30 protein-coding genes are annotated in these 15,858 nt (G+C 47.4%); all 30 read left to right on the top strand.

The window, feature by feature from the left end:
- Nucleotides 1-313: 313 nt before the first annotated feature.
- On the top strand, nucleotides 314-547 hold the full coding sequence (locus tag EA58_RS20850) for a (2Fe-2S)-binding protein (RefSeq protein WP_051641947.1): 234 nt from the start codon (nucleotides 314-316) through the stop codon (nucleotides 545-547).
- Nucleotides 548-644: 97 nt separating this feature from the next.
- The gene (gene bfr / locus EA58_RS07900; protein ID WP_036751150.1) at nucleotides 645-1,121 is read left to right on the top strand and encodes a bacterioferritin; all 477 of its coding nucleotides are present in this window, start codon (nucleotides 645-647) and stop codon (nucleotides 1,119-1,121) included.
- A 343-nt stretch (nucleotides 1,122-1,464) separates the two neighbouring features.
- Nucleotides 1,465-1,776 carry a 30S ribosomal protein S10 gene (gene rpsJ / locus EA58_RS07895; protein WP_005501283.1) on the top strand — a complete coding sequence of 104 codons (312 nt, stop codon included), beginning with the start codon at nucleotides 1,465-1,467 and terminating at the stop codon, nucleotides 1,774-1,776.
- 14 nt (nucleotides 1,777-1,790) lie between these two features.
- Nucleotides 1,791-2,420, top strand: a complete 630-nt coding sequence (gene rplC / locus EA58_RS07890; protein ID WP_036751145.1) for a 50S ribosomal protein L3 — start codon at nucleotides 1,791-1,793, stop codon at nucleotides 2,418-2,420.
- 16 nt (nucleotides 2,421-2,436) lie between these two features.
- The gene (gene rplD, locus EA58_RS07885; protein WP_036751143.1) at nucleotides 2,437-3,039 is read left to right on the top strand and encodes a 50S ribosomal protein L4; all 603 of its coding nucleotides are present in this window, start codon (nucleotides 2,437-2,439) and stop codon (nucleotides 3,037-3,039) included.
- The gene (gene rplW / locus EA58_RS07880) at nucleotides 3,036-3,338 is read left to right on the top strand and encodes a 50S ribosomal protein L23 (protein ID WP_036751141.1); all 303 of its coding nucleotides are present in this window, start codon (nucleotides 3,036-3,038) and stop codon (nucleotides 3,336-3,338) included. Before rplD ends, rplW begins: the two co-directional genes overlap by 4 nt.
- 18 nt (nucleotides 3,339-3,356) lie before the next feature.
- Nucleotides 3,357-4,181, top strand: a complete 825-nt coding sequence (rplB, locus tag EA58_RS07875; RefSeq protein ID WP_036751139.1) for a 50S ribosomal protein L2 — start codon at nucleotides 3,357-3,359, stop codon at nucleotides 4,179-4,181.
- 20 nt (nucleotides 4,182-4,201) lie between these two features.
- Nucleotides 4,202-4,480, top strand: a complete 279-nt coding sequence (gene rpsS, locus EA58_RS07870) for a 30S ribosomal protein S19 (protein ID WP_007469141.1) — start codon at nucleotides 4,202-4,204, stop codon at nucleotides 4,478-4,480.
- A gap of 14 nt (nucleotides 4,481-4,494) precedes the next feature.
- Nucleotides 4,495-4,827 carry a 50S ribosomal protein L22 gene (gene rplV, locus EA58_RS07865; protein WP_027251944.1) on the top strand — a complete coding sequence of 111 codons (333 nt, stop codon included), beginning with the start codon at nucleotides 4,495-4,497 and terminating at the stop codon, nucleotides 4,825-4,827.
- Nucleotides 4,828-4,846: 19 nt separating this feature from the next.
- A complete protein-coding gene (gene rpsC / locus EA58_RS07860) occupies nucleotides 4,847-5,539 on the top strand; it encodes a 30S ribosomal protein S3 (protein ID WP_036751135.1) in 693 nt (230 codons plus the stop codon).
- A gap of 11 nt (nucleotides 5,540-5,550) precedes the next feature.
- Nucleotides 5,551-5,961 carry a 50S ribosomal protein L16 gene (gene rplP, locus EA58_RS07855; RefSeq protein ID WP_027251946.1) on the top strand — a complete coding sequence of 137 codons (411 nt, stop codon included), beginning with the start codon at nucleotides 5,551-5,553 and terminating at the stop codon, nucleotides 5,959-5,961.
- On the top strand, nucleotides 5,961-6,152 hold the full coding sequence (gene rpmC / locus EA58_RS07850) for a 50S ribosomal protein L29 (RefSeq protein WP_027251947.1): 192 nt from the start codon (nucleotides 5,961-5,963) through the stop codon (nucleotides 6,150-6,152). The genes rplP and rpmC overlap by 1 nt, the downstream gene beginning before the upstream one ends.
- On the top strand, nucleotides 6,152-6,406 hold the full coding sequence (gene rpsQ, locus EA58_RS07845; RefSeq protein ID WP_036751132.1) for a 30S ribosomal protein S17: 255 nt from the start codon (nucleotides 6,152-6,154) through the stop codon (nucleotides 6,404-6,406). Before rpmC ends, rpsQ begins: the two co-directional genes overlap by 1 nt.
- A 165-nt stretch (nucleotides 6,407-6,571) precedes the next feature.
- Entirely contained in the window at nucleotides 6,572-6,943 is a 372-nt protein-coding gene (gene rplN, locus EA58_RS07840) for a 50S ribosomal protein L14 (RefSeq protein ID WP_036751130.1), read from the top strand.
- Nucleotides 6,944-6,955: 12 nt separating this feature from the next.
- Nucleotides 6,956-7,270: a 50S ribosomal protein L24 gene (gene rplX / locus EA58_RS07835; protein ID WP_036751127.1), complete on the top strand. Its 315-nt coding sequence runs from the start codon at nucleotides 6,956-6,958 to the stop codon at nucleotides 7,268-7,270.
- Between the two features lie 15 nt (nucleotides 7,271-7,285).
- The gene (gene rplE, locus EA58_RS07830; protein WP_036751124.1) at nucleotides 7,286-7,825 is read left to right on the top strand and encodes a 50S ribosomal protein L5; all 540 of its coding nucleotides are present in this window, start codon (nucleotides 7,286-7,288) and stop codon (nucleotides 7,823-7,825) included.
- Between the two features lie 15 nt (nucleotides 7,826-7,840).
- The gene (rpsN, locus tag EA58_RS07825) at nucleotides 7,841-8,146 is read left to right on the top strand and encodes a 30S ribosomal protein S14 (RefSeq protein ID WP_036751122.1); all 306 of its coding nucleotides are present in this window, start codon (nucleotides 7,841-7,843) and stop codon (nucleotides 8,144-8,146) included.
- A 35-nt stretch (nucleotides 8,147-8,181) separates the two neighbouring features.
- Nucleotides 8,182-8,574 (top strand): 30S ribosomal protein S8, encoded by a 393-nt coding sequence (rpsH, locus tag EA58_RS07820; RefSeq protein WP_036751119.1) that lies wholly within the window; start codon nucleotides 8,182-8,184, stop codon nucleotides 8,572-8,574.
- A gap of 13 nt (nucleotides 8,575-8,587) precedes the next feature.
- On the top strand, nucleotides 8,588-9,121 hold the full coding sequence (rplF, locus tag EA58_RS07815; RefSeq protein ID WP_036751116.1) for a 50S ribosomal protein L6: 534 nt from the start codon (nucleotides 8,588-8,590) through the stop codon (nucleotides 9,119-9,121).
- A gap of 9 nt (nucleotides 9,122-9,130) precedes the next feature.
- Nucleotides 9,131-9,484, top strand: coding sequence for a 50S ribosomal protein L18 (rplR, locus tag EA58_RS07810; protein ID WP_027251955.1), 354 nt, complete (start codon nucleotides 9,131-9,133; stop codon nucleotides 9,482-9,484).
- 12 nt (nucleotides 9,485-9,496) lie between these two features.
- Nucleotides 9,497-9,994, top strand: coding sequence for a 30S ribosomal protein S5 (gene rpsE, locus EA58_RS07805; protein ID WP_036751114.1), 498 nt, complete (start codon nucleotides 9,497-9,499; stop codon nucleotides 9,992-9,994).
- Nucleotides 9,995-9,999: 5 nt separating this feature from the next.
- On the top strand, nucleotides 10,000-10,179 hold the full coding sequence (rpmD, locus tag EA58_RS07800) for a 50S ribosomal protein L30 (protein ID WP_036751111.1): 180 nt from the start codon (nucleotides 10,000-10,002) through the stop codon (nucleotides 10,177-10,179).
- A gap of 5 nt (nucleotides 10,180-10,184) precedes the next feature.
- On the top strand, nucleotides 10,185-10,619 hold the full coding sequence (gene rplO / locus EA58_RS07795) for a 50S ribosomal protein L15 (protein WP_036751108.1): 435 nt from the start codon (nucleotides 10,185-10,187) through the stop codon (nucleotides 10,617-10,619).
- 22 nt (nucleotides 10,620-10,641) lie between these two features.
- Nucleotides 10,642-11,973: a preprotein translocase subunit SecY gene (gene secY, locus EA58_RS07790; protein ID WP_036751106.1), complete on the top strand. Its 1,332-nt coding sequence runs from the start codon at nucleotides 10,642-10,644 to the stop codon at nucleotides 11,971-11,973.
- Nucleotides 11,974-12,002: 29 nt separating this feature from the next.
- Nucleotides 12,003-12,116, top strand: coding sequence for a 50S ribosomal protein L36 (gene rpmJ, locus EA58_RS21310; RefSeq protein ID WP_000868186.1), 114 nt, complete (start codon nucleotides 12,003-12,005; stop codon nucleotides 12,114-12,116).
- 144 nt (nucleotides 12,117-12,260) lie between these two features.
- Nucleotides 12,261-12,617, top strand: a complete 357-nt coding sequence (gene rpsM / locus EA58_RS07785; RefSeq protein WP_011078812.1) for a 30S ribosomal protein S13 — start codon at nucleotides 12,261-12,263, stop codon at nucleotides 12,615-12,617.
- A 19-nt stretch (nucleotides 12,618-12,636) separates the two neighbouring features.
- The gene (gene rpsK, locus EA58_RS07780) at nucleotides 12,637-13,026 is read left to right on the top strand and encodes a 30S ribosomal protein S11 (protein WP_027251961.1); all 390 of its coding nucleotides are present in this window, start codon (nucleotides 12,637-12,639) and stop codon (nucleotides 13,024-13,026) included.
- Nucleotides 13,027-13,058: 32 nt separating this feature from the next.
- Complete coding sequence (rpsD, locus tag EA58_RS07775) at nucleotides 13,059-13,679, top strand: 30S ribosomal protein S4 (RefSeq protein WP_036751101.1); 621 nt, start codon at nucleotides 13,059-13,061, stop codon at nucleotides 13,677-13,679.
- A gap of 23 nt (nucleotides 13,680-13,702) precedes the next feature.
- Complete coding sequence (locus EA58_RS07770; protein ID WP_036751098.1) at nucleotides 13,703-14,692, top strand: DNA-directed RNA polymerase subunit alpha; 990 nt, start codon at nucleotides 13,703-13,705, stop codon at nucleotides 14,690-14,692.
- Between the two features lie 33 nt (nucleotides 14,693-14,725).
- Nucleotides 14,726-15,112 (top strand): 50S ribosomal protein L17, encoded by a 387-nt coding sequence (gene rplQ / locus EA58_RS07765; RefSeq protein WP_027251964.1) that lies wholly within the window; start codon nucleotides 14,726-14,728, stop codon nucleotides 15,110-15,112.
- Nucleotides 15,113-15,858 lie beyond the last annotated feature (746 nt).

Here is a 15,858-nt window from a genome sequence, read left to right as displayed (position 1 = left end):
TGTTGTTGCTAAGATCGTTGCTTAATTAGCAAAGATTGAATCAACACGAAAAAGGGAGCTTCGGCTCCCTTTTTGCATATGTGACTTTGTAAATTTGTGGGTTTACTTGGGTTTTGCATTCACTGCGATGTCCTGCTTTTCGTTGCAAACTTCGTTGAAATAAATTCTAACTTCCTCTGTTTTCTACTTATTCTATACACGTATTTTTTTGCATGTTTGATAACGAATTCATCTAGAGCACTGTGGCATTGAAAGTGGTAATGCTAACTGTTCTCGTTTATATTTGAGGCAGACTTAGATGTAGAGAGTTGTTATGTACGTTTGTCTGTGTCACGGAATTTCCGACAAGAAAATAGTAAAGCTGGTTGAAGAAAGCGGTGTTTCAGACATCCGTGGCATTAAAGCGATCACACCACTTGGTTCACAGTGTGGCAAATGTATTCGCCAGGCAAAAAGTATCATTCAGCATGTTGTTTTAGAGCGAGACACATCTCAGGATATCTCTGTGATTGATATCACTGCGGTTGCCCTGAAAAAAGCGAGTTAGAGTTAGGTTTTAGGTTAGAGAGAGGGCACGCACTCTCTTTTTGACACTCTTCAGATCGGTTCTAAGCTTAATAGGACCGAGAGAGGAGTGTTCGCTAATGAAAGCCGATCCCAAAATCATTCAACATCTCAATAAAGTGCTGGGCAATGAACTGGTCGCCATCAATCAGTACTTCCTCCATGCCCGGATGTATAAAGATTGGGGCCTGAAGCATTTGGCCGACAAGGAATACCACGAATCAATCGATGAAATGAATCACGCAGATCATCTGATAGAGCGCATTCTGTTTCTGGAAGGTGTACCCAATTTGCAGGATTTGGGTAAGCTGCGGATTGGCGAAGATACCAAGGAAATGCTTGAGTGTGACCTTTCCCTGGAGATGGATGCGATTCCTGATCTGCGTGATGCCATTCAATATGCAGAAGAGGTGCGGGATTATGTTTCCCGGGATTTATTCCAGGATATTCTTGAAGACGAAGAAGAGCATGTCGACTGGTTGGAAACCCAGCTTGGTTTGATCGAGCGGATGGGAATTAATAATTACAATCAGGCGCAGATTGTCGACGAAGATTAACCAGCAAAGCTTGAATCAGAGCCCTCGTTCATTGTTCATGAATGGGGGCTTTTTCATTTTCTGCTTAAATTCCCATCACTGCTTGCGTTTCATTTTGTGATCGGTATAATGCCTCGCACTGTCTCAAGAAGACGGTTGTGAACCAATAAGCGTTGAGGAAGGGATCAGTAAATCACTGATTCGGTAATGTATACTCTGACTTATGTTCGCAGTCATTAAATTGACTGACAATGCGCCCAAAAGGGGTGCTACGTTCACATGAATCAATCGGCATTCTCTCGCCTTTGCGAGTCTGAGTGGCGATATTGTTTGTGTAAATTTTTTATAATTGGAGCTCTGTCTCATGCAGAACCAACGTATTCGTATCCGCCTGAAGGCTTTCGATCACCGTCTGATCGATCAGTCTACCGCGGAAATCGTTGAAACAGCTAAGCGTACTGGCGCGCAGGTTCGTGGCCCAATCCCACTGCCTACTCGTAAAGAGCGTTTCACTGTTCTTATTTCTCCACACGTGAATAAGGACGCCCGTGACCAGTACGAAATCCGTACTCACAAGCGCCTTATCGACATCGTTGAGCCAACAGACAAGACTGTTGATGCTCTGATGCGTCTGGATCTAGCTGCTGGCGTTGACGTTCAGATCAGCCTAGGTTAAGGGGAGATAAGAGAATGATTGGTCTAATCGGTCGTAAAGTGGGCATGACCCGCATCTTTACCGAAGATGGCGCTTCTATCCCAGTTACTGTGGTTGAAGTTGAAAATAACCGTGTTACTCAGGTTAAATCTGTTGACACTGATGGTTATAACGCTATCCAGGTTACTGCTGGTTCTAAGAAAGCAAGCCGCGTAAACAAAGCTGAAGCTGGTCACTTTGCGAAAGCAGGTGTTGAAGCTGGCCGCGGTCTGTGGGAATTCCGCCTGGAAAATGGTGAAGAGTTCGAAGTAGGCGCTGAGCTGAAAGTTGAACTGTTCAACGAAATTAAGAAAGTAGACGTTACTGGCACTTCTAAGGGTAAAGGTTTCCAAGGCGCTGTTAAGCGTTGGAACTTCCGTACTCAAGATATGAGCCACGGTAACTCCTTGTCTCACCGTGCCCCTGGTTCTATCGGTCAATGTCAGACTCCAGGTCGCGTATTTAAAGGCAAGAAAATGGCTGGTCACATGGGTGCTGAGCGTGTAACGACTCAAAACCTTGAGATCGTACGTGTTGACGCTGAGCGCAACCTGCTTCTGATCAAAGGTGCAGTCCCAGGCGCAACTGGCGGCAACGTGATCGTAAAACCAGCTGTTAAAGCGTAACGTCGAGGAGTTAGTAATGGAATTGGTAGTCAAAGGCGCTGATGCGCTAACTGTCTCCGAAGCTACTTTTGGGCGTGAGTTCAACGAAGCGCTGGTACACCAAGTAGTTGTTGCTTACGCAGCAGGTGCCCGTCAAGGTACTCGTGCACAAAAGACCCGTTCTGACGTGTCTGGTGGCGGTGCTAAGCCATGGCGTCAAAAGGGTACTGGTCGTGCCCGTGCCGGTACTATCCGTAGCCCACTGTGGCGTACAGGTGGTGTAACTTTCGCTGCGCGTCCTCAGGACCACAGCCAGAAAGTTAACAAGAAAATGTACCGTGGTGCGATGAAGTGCATTCTGTCTGAGCTGGTTCGTCAAGAGCGTCTGATCGTTGTTGATAACTTCTCTGTAGAAGCACCGAAAACGAAAGAGCTGGTTGCTAAGCTGAAAGAGCTGGAACTGAATGATGTTCTGATCGTTACTGGTGAACTGGATGAGAATCTGTTCCTGGCCGCACGTAACCTGTATAAGGTTGACGTACGTGATGCAGCTGCAATCGACCCAGTGAGCTTGATCGCATTCGACAAAGTAGTGATGACTGCTGCGGCAGTTAAGCAAGTTGAGGAGATGCTGGCATGATCACCGAAGAGCGTATCCTGAAAGTTCTACGTGCTCCGCACATCTCTGAAAAAGCGACCATGGCTGCTGAGAACGGTAACACTATCGTTTTCAAAGTAGCGATGACCGCAACTAAGCGTGAGATCAAAGCGGCAGTTGAGAAACTGTTTGAAGTTGAAGTTAAGTCTGTAAACACCCTGATCGCGAAAGGTAAAACTAAGCGTCAAGGTATGCGCCAAGGCCGTCGTAGCGACTGGAAAAAAGCGTATGTGACCCTGAAAGAAGGTCAAGACATCGACTTCGCTGGTAGTGCAGAGTAAGGCTAGGAGCAAAGAAGAATGGCTATTGTAAAATGTAAGCCGACTTCCCCAGGTCGTCGCCACGTAGTTAAAGTGGTTAACTCTGACCTGCATAAGGGTAAGCCGTACGCACCACTGCTGGAGAAAAACTCTAAGACTGGTGGTCGTAACAATAACGGTCGTATCACTGTTCGTCACATCGGTGGTGGTAACAAACAACATTACCGTCTGATCGACTTCAAGCGTAATAAAGATGGTATCCCAGCGAAAGTTGAGCGTCTGGAATACGATCCAAACCGTAGCGCAAACATCGCGCTGGTTCTGTACGCAGACGGTGAGCGTCGTTACATCATTGCACCAAAAGGCATCCAAGCTGGTGATACAATCCAGTCTGGTGTAGATGCTGCGATCAAAGTAGGTAACACCCTGCCAATGCGCAACATCCCAGTAGGTTCAACTGTACACTGTGTTGAACTGAAGCCTGGTAAAGGTGCTCAGCTGGCTCGTTCAGCTGGTACTTACGCACAAATCGTAGCTCGTGCTGGCGCATACGTAACTATTCGTCTGCGTTCTGGCGAAATGCGTAAAGTTCTTGCCGAAGGTCGTGCGACTCTGGGTGAGGTTGGTAACGGTGAACACATGCTGCGTGAACTGGGTAAAGCCGGTGCTTCACGTTGGCGCGGTGTTCGTCCAACCGTACGTGGTGTTGTAATGAACCCAATCGACCACCCACACGGTGGTGGTGAAGGTCGTACTTCTGGTGGTCGTCACCCAGTGACACCATGGGGCGTACCGACTAAGGGTTACAAAACTCGTAAGAACAAACGTACCGACAAGTACATCGTACGTCGTCGTAATAAGTAATTTATATCAGAGGATAAGCCATGCCACGTTCTCTCAAGAAAGGTCCTTTTATTGACCTGCACTTGCTGAAGAAGGTAGAGAAAGCGGTGGAAAGCGGTGACAAGAAGCCTGTTAAGACTTGGTCCCGTCGCTCAATGATCATCCCTCAGATGATCGGTTTGACCATCGCTGTCCATAATGGTCGTCAGCACGTACCAGTTTTCGTTTCTGAAGAAATGATCGGTCACAAGCTGGGCGAATTTGCACCAACACGTACTTATCGCGGCCACGCTGCAGATAAGAAAGCTAAGAAGCGCTAAGAGGAGTATAGGTAATGGAAGCTATCGCTAAACATCGCTTTGCTCGCATCTCACCGCAGAAAGCTCGTTTGGTTGCAGATCAAGTGCGCGGTAAAACCGTAGCACAAGCACTGGAAATTCTGACTTTCAGCAACAAAAAAGCTGCTGACCTAGTTAAGAAGGTTCTGGAATCTGCTATCGCTAATGCTGAGCACAACGAAGGCGCAGACATCGATGATCTGAATGTTGCGAAAATCTTCGTTGATGAAGGTCCAACCATGAAGCGTATTATGCCTCGTGCTAAAGGCCGTGCCGATCGCATCTTGAAGCGTTCTAGCCACATCACTGTTGTTGTAGCGGATCGCTAAGAGAGTAGGAGACAAAGCAATGGGTCAAAAAGTACATCCTAATGGTATTCGTCTTGGCATCGTGAAGCCTTGGAATACCACTTGGTATGCTAACAGCAACGAATTCGCTGACAACCTAGACGGCGACTTCAAGGTACGTCAATTCCTGACTAAGGAATTAGCAAAAGCGTCTCTGTCTCGCATCGTTATCGAGCGTCCTGCGAAGAGCATCCGTGTGACAATTCACACTGCTCGTCCAGGCGTTGTTATCGGTAAGAAAGGCGAAGACGTAGAAAAACTGCGCGCTCGCGTTGCTAAGATCGCTGGTGTTCCAGCACAGATCAACATCGCTGAAGTACGTAAGCCAGAGCTGGATGCACAGCTTGTTGGTGACAGCATCGCTTCTCAGCTGGAGCGTCGTGTGATGTTCCGTCGCGCAATGAAGCGTGCGGTACAGAACGCTATGCGTCTGGGTGCCAAGGGTATCAAAGTTGAAGTAAGCGGCCGTCTGGGCGGCGCTGAAATCGCACGTACTGAGTGGTACCGTGAAGGCCGTGTGCCTCTGCACACTCTGCGTGCTGACATTGATTACGCGACTTCTTCGGCTCACACCCAATACGGTGTAATTGGTATCAAAACTTGGATCTTCAAAGGCGAAGTTCTGGGTGGCATGCCAGTTGCTGAGCCTAAGGCTGATAACAAGCCTAAGAAGCAACGCAAAGGCCGTAAATAAGGAGTTTATCGATGCTGCAACCTAAACGCACTAAATTCCGCAAGACTCACAAGGGTCGTAACCGCGGTCTGGCGAACGGTACTGACGTAAGCTTCGGTACTTTCGGTCTGAAAGCAGTTGGCCGTGGCCGTATTACTGCTCGTCAGATCGAGGCTGCTCGTCGTGCTATGACTCGTCATATCAAACGTCAGGGCCAAATCTGGATTCGTATCTTCCCGGACAAGCCGATTACAAGCAAGCCGTTGGAAGTTCGTCAGGGTAAGGGTAAAGGTAACGTTGAGTACTGGGTAGCCCAAATCCAACCAGGTAAAGTTCTGTATGAAATGGATGGTGTTTCAGAAGATCTTGCTCGCGAAGCCTTTAAACTGGCCGCACGTAAGCTTCCTGTGAAAACCACTTTCGTAACTAAGGCGGTGATGTGATGAATGCACAAGATCTGCGCGCTAAAAGCGTTGAAGAACTGAATGCTGAGCTTGTGAACCTGCTGCGCGAGCAGTTCAACCTGCGCATGCAGGCTGCGACTGGTCAACTGCAACAGACGCACACTCTGAAAGCAGTACGTCGCGATATCGCACGTGTTAAAACCGTTCTGAATGAGAAGGCTGGCGCATAATGAGCGAGAAAATTCGTACTCAGCAGGGTCGTGTAGTTAGCGACAAGATGGACAAGTCTATCGTGGTTGCTATCGAGCGTTTCGTGAAGCACCCAATCTATGGTAAGTTCATCAAGCGTACGACAAAACTGCATGTTCACGATGAAAACAACGAGTGTGGCATTGGCGACACTGTTGAGATCCGTGAGTGCCGTCCATTGTCTAAGAACAAATCTTGGACTCTGGTACGCGTTGTTGAGAAAGCGCGCATCTAAGCGAACTTTTACAATGACATAACTGAGCGGCCCCCCTTAAAAATGGGGCCGTTTATTTTTTATCTACCCATTCTCAAAAAATGGTGTTATTATTCGCCGCCCTTGTAAAAAAGGCGAATTCGACCCGAGATGGGTCTAGATGTTTTTGATAAGCGGAGCACTAACATGATCCAAATGCAAAGTATGCTAGATGCAGCCGATAACTCCGGCGCTCGTAGCGTAATGTGTATTAAGGTTCTGGGTGGTTCTCACCGTCGCTATGCACATATCGGTGACATCATCAAAGTTACTGTTAAGGAAGCAATTCCTCGCGGTAAAGTGAAAAAAGGTGATGTACTGAAAGCGGTGGTTGTGCGCACCCGTAAAGGCGTTCGTCGTCCAGACGGCTCTGTCATTCGCTTCGACCGTAATGCTTGCGTGCTGTTGAACAACACCAGTGAGCAACCAATCGGTACTCGTATCTTTGGCCCAGTGACTCGTGAACTTCGCTCTGCGAAATTCATGAAGATTGTTTCACTAGCGCCAGAAGTACTGTAAGGAGTGACGAAAATGGCAGCTAAAATCCGTCGTAACGACGAAATTATCGTTCTTGCCGGTAAAGATAAAGGTAAGAAAGGTAAAGTAACTAAGGTCCTGGCAACTGGTAAAATCGTTGTTGAAGGTATCAACCTGGTTAAAAAGCACCAGAAGCCTGTTCCGGCTATGGGCATCCAGGGTGGCATCGTTGAAAAAGAAGCAGCAATCGACGCTTCTAACGTTGCAATCTTCAACGCGGCAACTGGTAAAGCTGACCGTGTAGGCTTCCGATTTGAAGACGGCAAAAAAGTTCGTTTCTTCAAGTCTAATGGCGAAACTATCAAGTAATTTTGGAGTAGTACTATGGCGAAACTGCATGATTACTACAAAGAGTCTGTTGTAAAAGAACTTGCTGACAAGTTCCAGTACAAGAGCATCATGCAAGTCCCAAGGATCGAAAAGATCACCCTGAACATGGGTGTCGGTGAAGCCTTGAACGACAAGAAGCTGTTGGAAAACGCAGCTGCTGATATGGCCGCTATTACAGGTCAAAAGCCGCTGATTACCAAAGCTCGTAAGTCTGTTGCTGGCTTTAAGATCCGTGAGGGCTACCCGATCGGCTGTAAAGTAACCCTACGTGGCGAACGTATGTGGGACTTTTTCGAGCGTCTGATCTCAATTGCTGTTCCTCGTATCCGTGATTTCCGTGGTCTGAACCCGAAATCATTCGACGGTCGTGGTAACTACAGCATGGGCGTTCGTGAGCAGATTATCTTCCCAGAGATCGATTTCGATAAAGTAGATCGTGTGCGTGGTCTGGATATCACTATCACAACTACTGCAAACTCTGACGAAGAAGCTCGTGCTCTGCTGTCTGCTTTTAACTTCCCATTCCGTAAGTAAAAGTAAGGGTTACTAATGGCTAAAGAATCTATGAAGGCACGCGAAGCAAAACGTGCCAAGCTGGTAGCTAAGTTCGCTGAAAAGCGTGCAGCGCTTAAAGCTCTAATTAGCGACGTGAATGCGTCTGAAGAAGACCGCTGGAATGCAGTGCTCAAACTTCAGTCTCTGCCACGTGATTCAAGTCCATCTCGTCAGCGTAACCGCTGTAACCAGACTGGACGCCCACACGGCTACCTACGTAAGTTTGGTCTGTGCCGTATCAAGGTTCGTGAAGCTTGCATGAAAGGCGAGATTCCGGGTCTGCGTAAGGCTAGCTGGTAATTCATTACCAATTAAGAATCACGGAGTATTGACTTATGAGCATGCAAGATCCGATCTCGGATATGCTGACCCGCATTCGTAACGGTCAGGCAGCGAAGAAAGTTGCTGTTAAAATGCCATCTTCTAAGCTGAAAGTTGCTATCGCAGCTCTGCTGAAAGAAGAAGGTTTTGTTGCTGACTACGCCGTTTCTGGCGAAGTTAAGCCTGAACTCGAAGTTACTCTTAAGTACTTCGAAGCTAAACCTGTTATCGAGCAAATCCAGCGCGTATCTCGTCCTGGCCTGCGCATCTATAAGAAGAAAGATGCGCTGCCAACTGTGATGGGTGGTCTGGGTATTGCCGTTGTGTCCACTTCCAAGGGTCTGATGACTGACCGTGCTGCTCGTAAAGCAGGTCTTGGTGGTGAGATTATCTGCTACGTAGCTTAATAGGAGTAGGAAAATGTCACGTGTTGCAAAAGCACCTGTAGTTGTTCCTGCCGGCGTAGAAGTTAAACTCAACGGTCAGGAAATCACTGTTAAAGGTGGTAAGGGTGAACTGGTTCGTGTAATCAACGAAGCAGTTGAACTAACCCAGGAAGAGAACACCATTAAGTTCGGTCCTCGCGACGGCTTCAACGATGCCTGGGCACAAGCTGGTACAGCTCGTGCACTGGTTAACAACATGGTTGTTGGTGTTACTGAAGGCTTCACTAAGAAGCTGACCCTGAAGGGTGTAGGTTACCGTGCTGCTATCAAAGGCAACGCAGTTAGCCTGACTCTGGGCTTCTCACACCCAGTTGAGCATGAACTGCCTGCAGGTATTAAAGCTGAGTGTCCTTCTCAAACTGAAATCGTACTGACTGGTACTGATAAGCAGTTGGTTGGCCAAGTTGCTGCAGACATTCGCGCTTACCGTAGCCCTGAACCTTATAAAGGTAAAGGTGTTCGTTACGCCGACGAAGTCGTGCGTATTAAAGAAGCTAAGAAGAAGTAAGGTAACACTATGGATAAGAAAGCATCTCGTATCCGTCGTGCGACCAGAGCACGTCGTAAGATTGCTGAACTGGGTGCAACTCGCCTGGTAGTACACCGTACTCCACGCCATGTGTACGCTCAGGTAATCGCACCAAATGGCTCCGAGGTTATCGCTGCCGCTTCTACCGTAGAAAAAGCGATCCGTGAGCAAGTGAAGAGCACCGGTAATAAAGACGCTGCTGCAGTAGTGGGTAAAATCATTGCTGAGCGCGCGATTGAAAAAGGCATCTCTAACGTTGCATTCGATCGTTCCGGTTTCCAATACCACGGCCGAGTGGCTGCACTGGCAGAAGCTGCCCGTGAAGCTGGTCTGAAATTCTAAGGTAGGCGGAAGATGGCTAACGAAAAAACTCAATCAGATCTGCAAGAAAAGCTGATCGCTGTTAACCGTGTATCTAAGACGGTTAAAGGTGGTCGTATTTTCAGCTTTACTGCCCTGACTGTTGTTGGCGACGGTAATGGTCGCGTTGGTTTCGGTTACGGCAAAGCACGTGAAGTGCCTGCTGCAATCCAGAAAGCAATGGAAAAAGCACGTCGTAACATGGTTACTGTTGCCCTGAACGAGGGTACCCTGCACCACGCTGTTAAAGGCCGCCACACTGGTTCTAAAGTGTACATGCAGCCTGCATCAGAAGGTACGGGTATCATCGCCGGTGGTGCAATGCGTGCAGTGCTGGAAGTAGCTGGCGTTCACAACGTTCTTGCTAAAGCATATGGTTCTACAAACCCAATCAATATCGTTCGTGCGACAATTGACGGTTTGAGTGGTATGAACTCTCCAGAAATGATCGCTGCTAAGCGTGGTCTTTCTGTTAAAGAAATTCTGGAGTAATCGACATGGCTAAAACAATCAAAGTAACTCAGACTCGTAGCTCAATCGGCCGTCTGCCGAAACATAAAGCTACCCTGCGTGGCTTGGGCCTACGTCGCATCAACCACACTGTTGAACTGGAAGATACACCATGTATCCGTGGTATGATCAACCAAGTTCATTACATGGTTAAAGTAGAGGAGTAATCAGAATGCGTTTGAATACTCTGTCTCCGGCTGCGGGTTCTAAGCCTTCTGCGAAGCGCGTAGGCCGTGGTATCGGTTCAGGTCTGGGTAAAACTTGTGGCCGTGGTCACAAAGGTCAGAAATCACGTTCAGGTGGTTCTGTTCGCCCAGGTTTCGAAGGCGGTCAAATGCCTTTGAAACAGCGTCTACCAAAATTCGGTTTTACTTCTCGCAAGAGCCTGGTAACAGCTGAAGTTCGTCTGTCTGAACTGGCGAAAGTTGAAGGTGACGTAGTAAGCCTGGAAACACTGAAAGCTGCAAACGTGATCACTAAGAACATCGAAACTGTAAAAGTTGTTCTGTCTGGTGAGATCAGCCGCGCTGTTACAGTGAAAGGCGTACGCGTAACTAAAGGCGCTAAAGCTGCAATCGAAGCTGCAGGCGGTAAAATCGAGGAATAATTAACTCGAGGATGAGGTACAGATGGCTAAACAACCAGGACAAGATTTTAGTAGCGCAAAAGGTGGCCTAGCAGAGCTTAAGACTCGCCTATTATTCGTAATAGGGGCTATCTTAATTTTCCGAGCTGGCTCTTTTGTGCCGATTCCTGGTATTGACGCTGCTGTACTAGCCGATCTGTTCGAACAGCAAAAGGGCACCATCATTGAACTGTTTAATATGTTCTCTGGTGGTGCACTTGAGCGTGCTTCCATTTTGGCACTGGGCATTATGCCGTATATTTCGGCTTCAATTATTGTCCAGTTGCTAACGGTTGTTCATCCGGCTTTAGCCGAGTTGAAGAAAGAAGGTGAGTCTGGTCGCCGTAAGATCAGCCAGTATACTCGCTATGGCACGCTTGTGTTGGCAACCTTCCAAGCAATTGGTATTGCGACGGGGTTACCGAGTATGATTCCTGGTCTGGTGCATAATCCGGGTCTGGGTTTCTACTTTGTTGCGGTCGTAAGTTTGGTCACCGGTACCATGTTCCTTATGTGGTTAGGTGAGCAAATTACAGAACGTGGCATTGGTAACGGTATATCTTTGATTATTTTCACAGGTATCGTTGCAGGATTGCCACCGGCTATTGGACAGACCGTAGAGCAAGCGCGTCAAGGTGAATTGCACGTACTTCTTCTACTGGCAATTGCAGTTATTTCCTTTGCTGTTATCTATTTTGTAGTGTTCATGGAGCGTGGTCAGCGTCGTATCGTTGTTAACTACGCTAAACGCCAGCAAGGCCGTCGTGTCTATGCAGGCCAGAGCACTCATCTGCCGTTGAAAATCAACATGGCAGGTGTGATTCCAGCAATTTTTGCATCCAGTATCATCCTGTTCCCTGGCACACTGGCTCAGTGGTTCGGTGGAAATGGGGAGGGTACTTTTGGCTTCCTGACAGATGTGTCTCTGGCACTGAGCCCAGGTCAGCCACTGTACGTGATGTTGTATGCGACTGCGATTATCTTCTTCTGTTTCTTCTATACGGCGTTGGTGTTTAACCCACGTGAAACAGCAGATAACTTGAAGAAATCCGGTGCGTTCATACCTGGTATTCGTCCGGGCGAGCAGACTGCGAAATATATTGATAAAGTAATGACACGCCTGACATTGGCAGGTGCACTGTATATTACCTTTATCTGTCTGATCCCCGAGTTCATGATGATTGCTTGGAACGTTCGCTTCTACTTTGGCGGTACGTCACTACTCATCGTAGTTGTGGTTATTATGGACTTCATGGCTCAAGTTCAGACACACCTGATGTCTCAACAGTATGAGTCGGTTTTGAAAAAGGCTAATCTTAAAGGCTACGGCCGATAAGTTTGGTTATCCATTTACGGAGTTTAGCAATGAAAGTTCGTGCTTCCGTTAAGAAAATCTGCCGTAACTGTAAAGTTATCAAGCGCAACGGTGTTGTGCGTGTAATTTGCAGCGAGCCAAAGCACAAGCAGCGCCAAGGCTAATCAGCAGAAATATTTCTTGCAAATTGAAGGTAGGTTGGCTACATTAGCCAACCATCTTTTGTGTGTGCAAAAGAATTGTAACACCGCTGTGTATCCTAAACGGGCTTTACAGCGGTTATTCTTGATAAGTACTAGGAGTGAATAGTGGCCCGTATTGCAGGCATTAACATTCCTGATCAAAAGCATGCTGTAATCGCACTGACTGCGATCTACGGTATCGGCAAAACTCGCTCAAAAGCCATTCTGGCTGATGTGGGTATTGCTGAAGATGTTAAGATCAGTGAACTGACTGAAGAGCAGATCGATCAACTGCGTGATGGTGTAGCTAAGTACACTGTAGAAGGTGATCTACGTCGTGAAGTTTCCATGAACATCAAGCGCCTAATGGATCTTGGTTGTTACCGTGGTCTTCGTCATCGTCGCAGTCTACCACTACGTGGACAGCGTACTAAAACCAACGCTCGTACCCGTAAGGGTCCGCGCAAGCCGATCAAAAAATAATCGGATAAGGTAGAGTACAATGGCAAAACAACCAACTCGCGCTCGTAAGCGCGTACGCAAGCAAGTTGCTGATGGCGTAGCGCACATCCACGCTTCTTTCAACAACACAATCGTTACCATTACTGACCGTCAAGGTAATGCTCTGGCTTGGGCAACTGCCGGTGGTTCTGGTTTCCGTGGTTCTCGTAAATCTACTCCGTTCGCTGCACAGGTTGCTGCTGAGCGTTGTGGTGAAATGGCCAAAGAATATGGCGTTAAGAACCTGGAAGTTATGGTTAAGGGCCCAGGTCCTGGTCGTGAGTCAACAATCCGCGCTCTGAATGCTGCGGGTTTCCGTATCACAAACATTGTTGATGCGACTCCGATCCCTCATAACGGTTGTCGTCCACCTAAGAAACGTCGCGTATAACGTTTCGTTTCTAGGAATATTGGAGAAAGAACATGGCAAGATATTTGGGTCCTAAGCTGAAGCTTAGCCGTCGTGAAGGCACTGACTTGTTCCTTAAGTCTGGTGTTCGCGCGATTGATACCAAGTGTAAAATTGATAACGCGCCGGGCCAACATGGTGCTCGTCGTGGCCGCCTGTCTGACTATGGCGTTCAGCTTCGTGAGAAGCAGAAAGTTCGTCGTACTTATGGCGTACTGGAAAAGCAATTCCGTAACTACTACAAAGAAGCTGCTCGCCTGAAAGGCAACACAGGTGAAAACCTGCTGCAACTTCTGGAAGGTCGTCTGGACAATGTTGTTTATCGCATGGGTTTTGGTGCAACTCGCGCTGAAGCACGTCAGCTGGTAAGCCACAAAGCGATCCTGGTTAACGGCAAAGTCGTAAACATCCCATCTTTCCAGGTGGCTGCAAACGACGTTGTTAGCATTCGTGAGAAAGCTAAGAACCAAGCACGCATTAAAGCAGCTCTTGAAGTTGCTACTCAGCGTGAACTGCCGACTTGGGTCGAAGTAGACAGCAACAAAATGGAAGGTACCTTTAAGCGTCTTCCAGAACGTTCTGATTTGTCTGCCGACATCAACGAACACCTGATCGTCGAGCTTTACTCTAAGTAAGGCTATAGTTAAGAGAGGACACAATGCAGGGTTCTGTAACAGAATTTCTTAAGCCGCGTCTTGTTGATATTGAACAAGTTAACACGACGCATGCAAAAGTAACTCTTGAGCCTCTGGAGCGTGGCTTTGGCCACACTCTAGGTAATGCTCTACGTCGTATTCTTCTGTCATCTATGCCTGGTTGCGCAGTGACTGAAGTGGAAATCGACGGTGTGTTACACGAGTACAGCACCAAAGAGGGAGTCCAGGAGGACGTTCTTGAAATCCTGTTAAACCTGAAAGGCTTGGCCGTAAAGGTTGAAGGAAAAGACGAAGTTATCCTGACTCTCAGCAAATCTGGTGCAGGCCCTGTTGTTGCAGGTGACATCACCCATGATGGTGATGTTGAGATTGCGAACCCAGAGCACGTGATCTGCCATTTGACTGATGATAATGCTGACATCAGCATGCGCATCAAGGTAGAACGTGGTCGCGGCTACGTACCAGCTTCTGCTCGTATTCACAGTGATGAAGATGAGCGTCCAATTGGTCGTTTGTTAGTTGATGCAACTTTCAGCCCAGTTGACCGTATCGCATACTCTGTTGAGGCTGCGCGTGTAGAACAGCGCACTGACCTTGATAAGCTGGTTATCGATATGGAAACCAATGGTACTCTTGACCCTGAGGAAGCGATTCGTCGTGCAGCCACTATTTTGGCTGAACAATTGGATGCATTCGTAGATCTACGTGATGTACGAGTTCCTGAAGAGAAAGAAGAGAAGCCGGAGTTCGATCCGATCCTACTGCGTCCTGTAGACGATCTTGAACTAACTGTTCGCTCTGCAAACTGTTTGAAAGCAGAAGCGATCCACTACATCGGTGATCTTGTTCAGCGTACCGAGGTTGAGCTACTGAAAACGCCAAACCTGGGTAAGAAGTCTTTGACAGAAATCAAAGACGTGCTGGCTTCACGTGGTCTGTCTCTGGGCATGCGCCTGGAAAACTGGCCGCCAGCCTCTATCGCTGAAGATTAATAGTTACTGATATTTAGTTAGAAGGATTAGGTCATGCGCCATCGTAAGAGTGGTCGTCAACTCAACCGCAACAGCAGTCATCGCAAAGCGATGTTCAGCAACATGGCTAGCTCTCTGGTACGTCACGAGCTTATCAAGACTACCCTGCCTAAGGCAAAAGAGCTGCGTCGCGTAATTGAGCCTTTGATTACCCTAGCTAAGACTGACAGTGTAGCTAACCGTCGTCTGGCATTCGCACGTACTCGTGACAACGAAGTCGTTGCGAAACTGTTTAACGAATTAGGTCCACGTTTCGCTCAGCGTCCAGGCGGTTACACTCGCATCATGAAATGCGGTTTCCGTGCTGGTGATAAAGCCCCAATGGCTTACATTGAGCTGGTAGACCGTCCTGAAGCTCAGGAAGAAGCTGCTGCTGAATAAGCAATAGCGCGTTATCGAAAGAGCCGGGTGAATAACCCGGCTTTTTTATATCTGAAATTTGAAAACAGATTTCTTTGATGCAGAAATCAGTAATACAGTTAACATTTATCTCTTATCTCTTATCTCTTATCTCTTATCTCTTATCTCTTATCTCTTCCTTCTTTTTAATCTTTGTGGCTGAACTGAAAACAGTGAAGGCCTTGAAGAATCATCGGTCATCGGTCTCTTTGTTTGTTGCTATGGACTGTGCTGTCTTTGGATCAAACTGATTTTGTGTTTGAACCTTAAAATGTGAGTATCTGTTTGGTTCTAAGCAGCGTGAATCTTTAGATTTTATCGCTCTGGAAAGGGTGGTGTGTATTATCTTTATGCTATCTATCTAGGCTCTGTTTGTTTTTTGTGCGCTCGATATTTTTTTTGTTTTTTTTCGCTTGCCATGGTTTTTGAACTCTCTATAATGCCGCCTCACCGACACGGAGGAACGGCAGAAAGCGGTTCGGTTCGATGAGGTAAGCGGCAAAAAATTAAATTGAAAAAAGTGTTTGACACTGACTTTTGATTCGATAGAATGGCCGCCCGTTTCGAGAGTTGAGTCACAGGATTCAATGTGAAACAAAGTTCTTTAACAATTTGACCATGCAATCTGTGTGGGCACTCGGCAATGATGCAGTCAAAAAGATTTTATCAGTGAACTGAGTGACCAATTGATAGCGCTTTTTCGGAAGGGTTATCGGCACAGTCAATTT

It is taken from the genome of Photobacterium galatheae, assembly GCF_000695255.1.
GTDB lineage: Bacteria > Pseudomonadota > Gammaproteobacteria > Enterobacterales > Vibrionaceae > Photobacterium > Photobacterium galatheae.
This window is presented reverse-complemented; position numbering and strand designations above follow the sequence as displayed.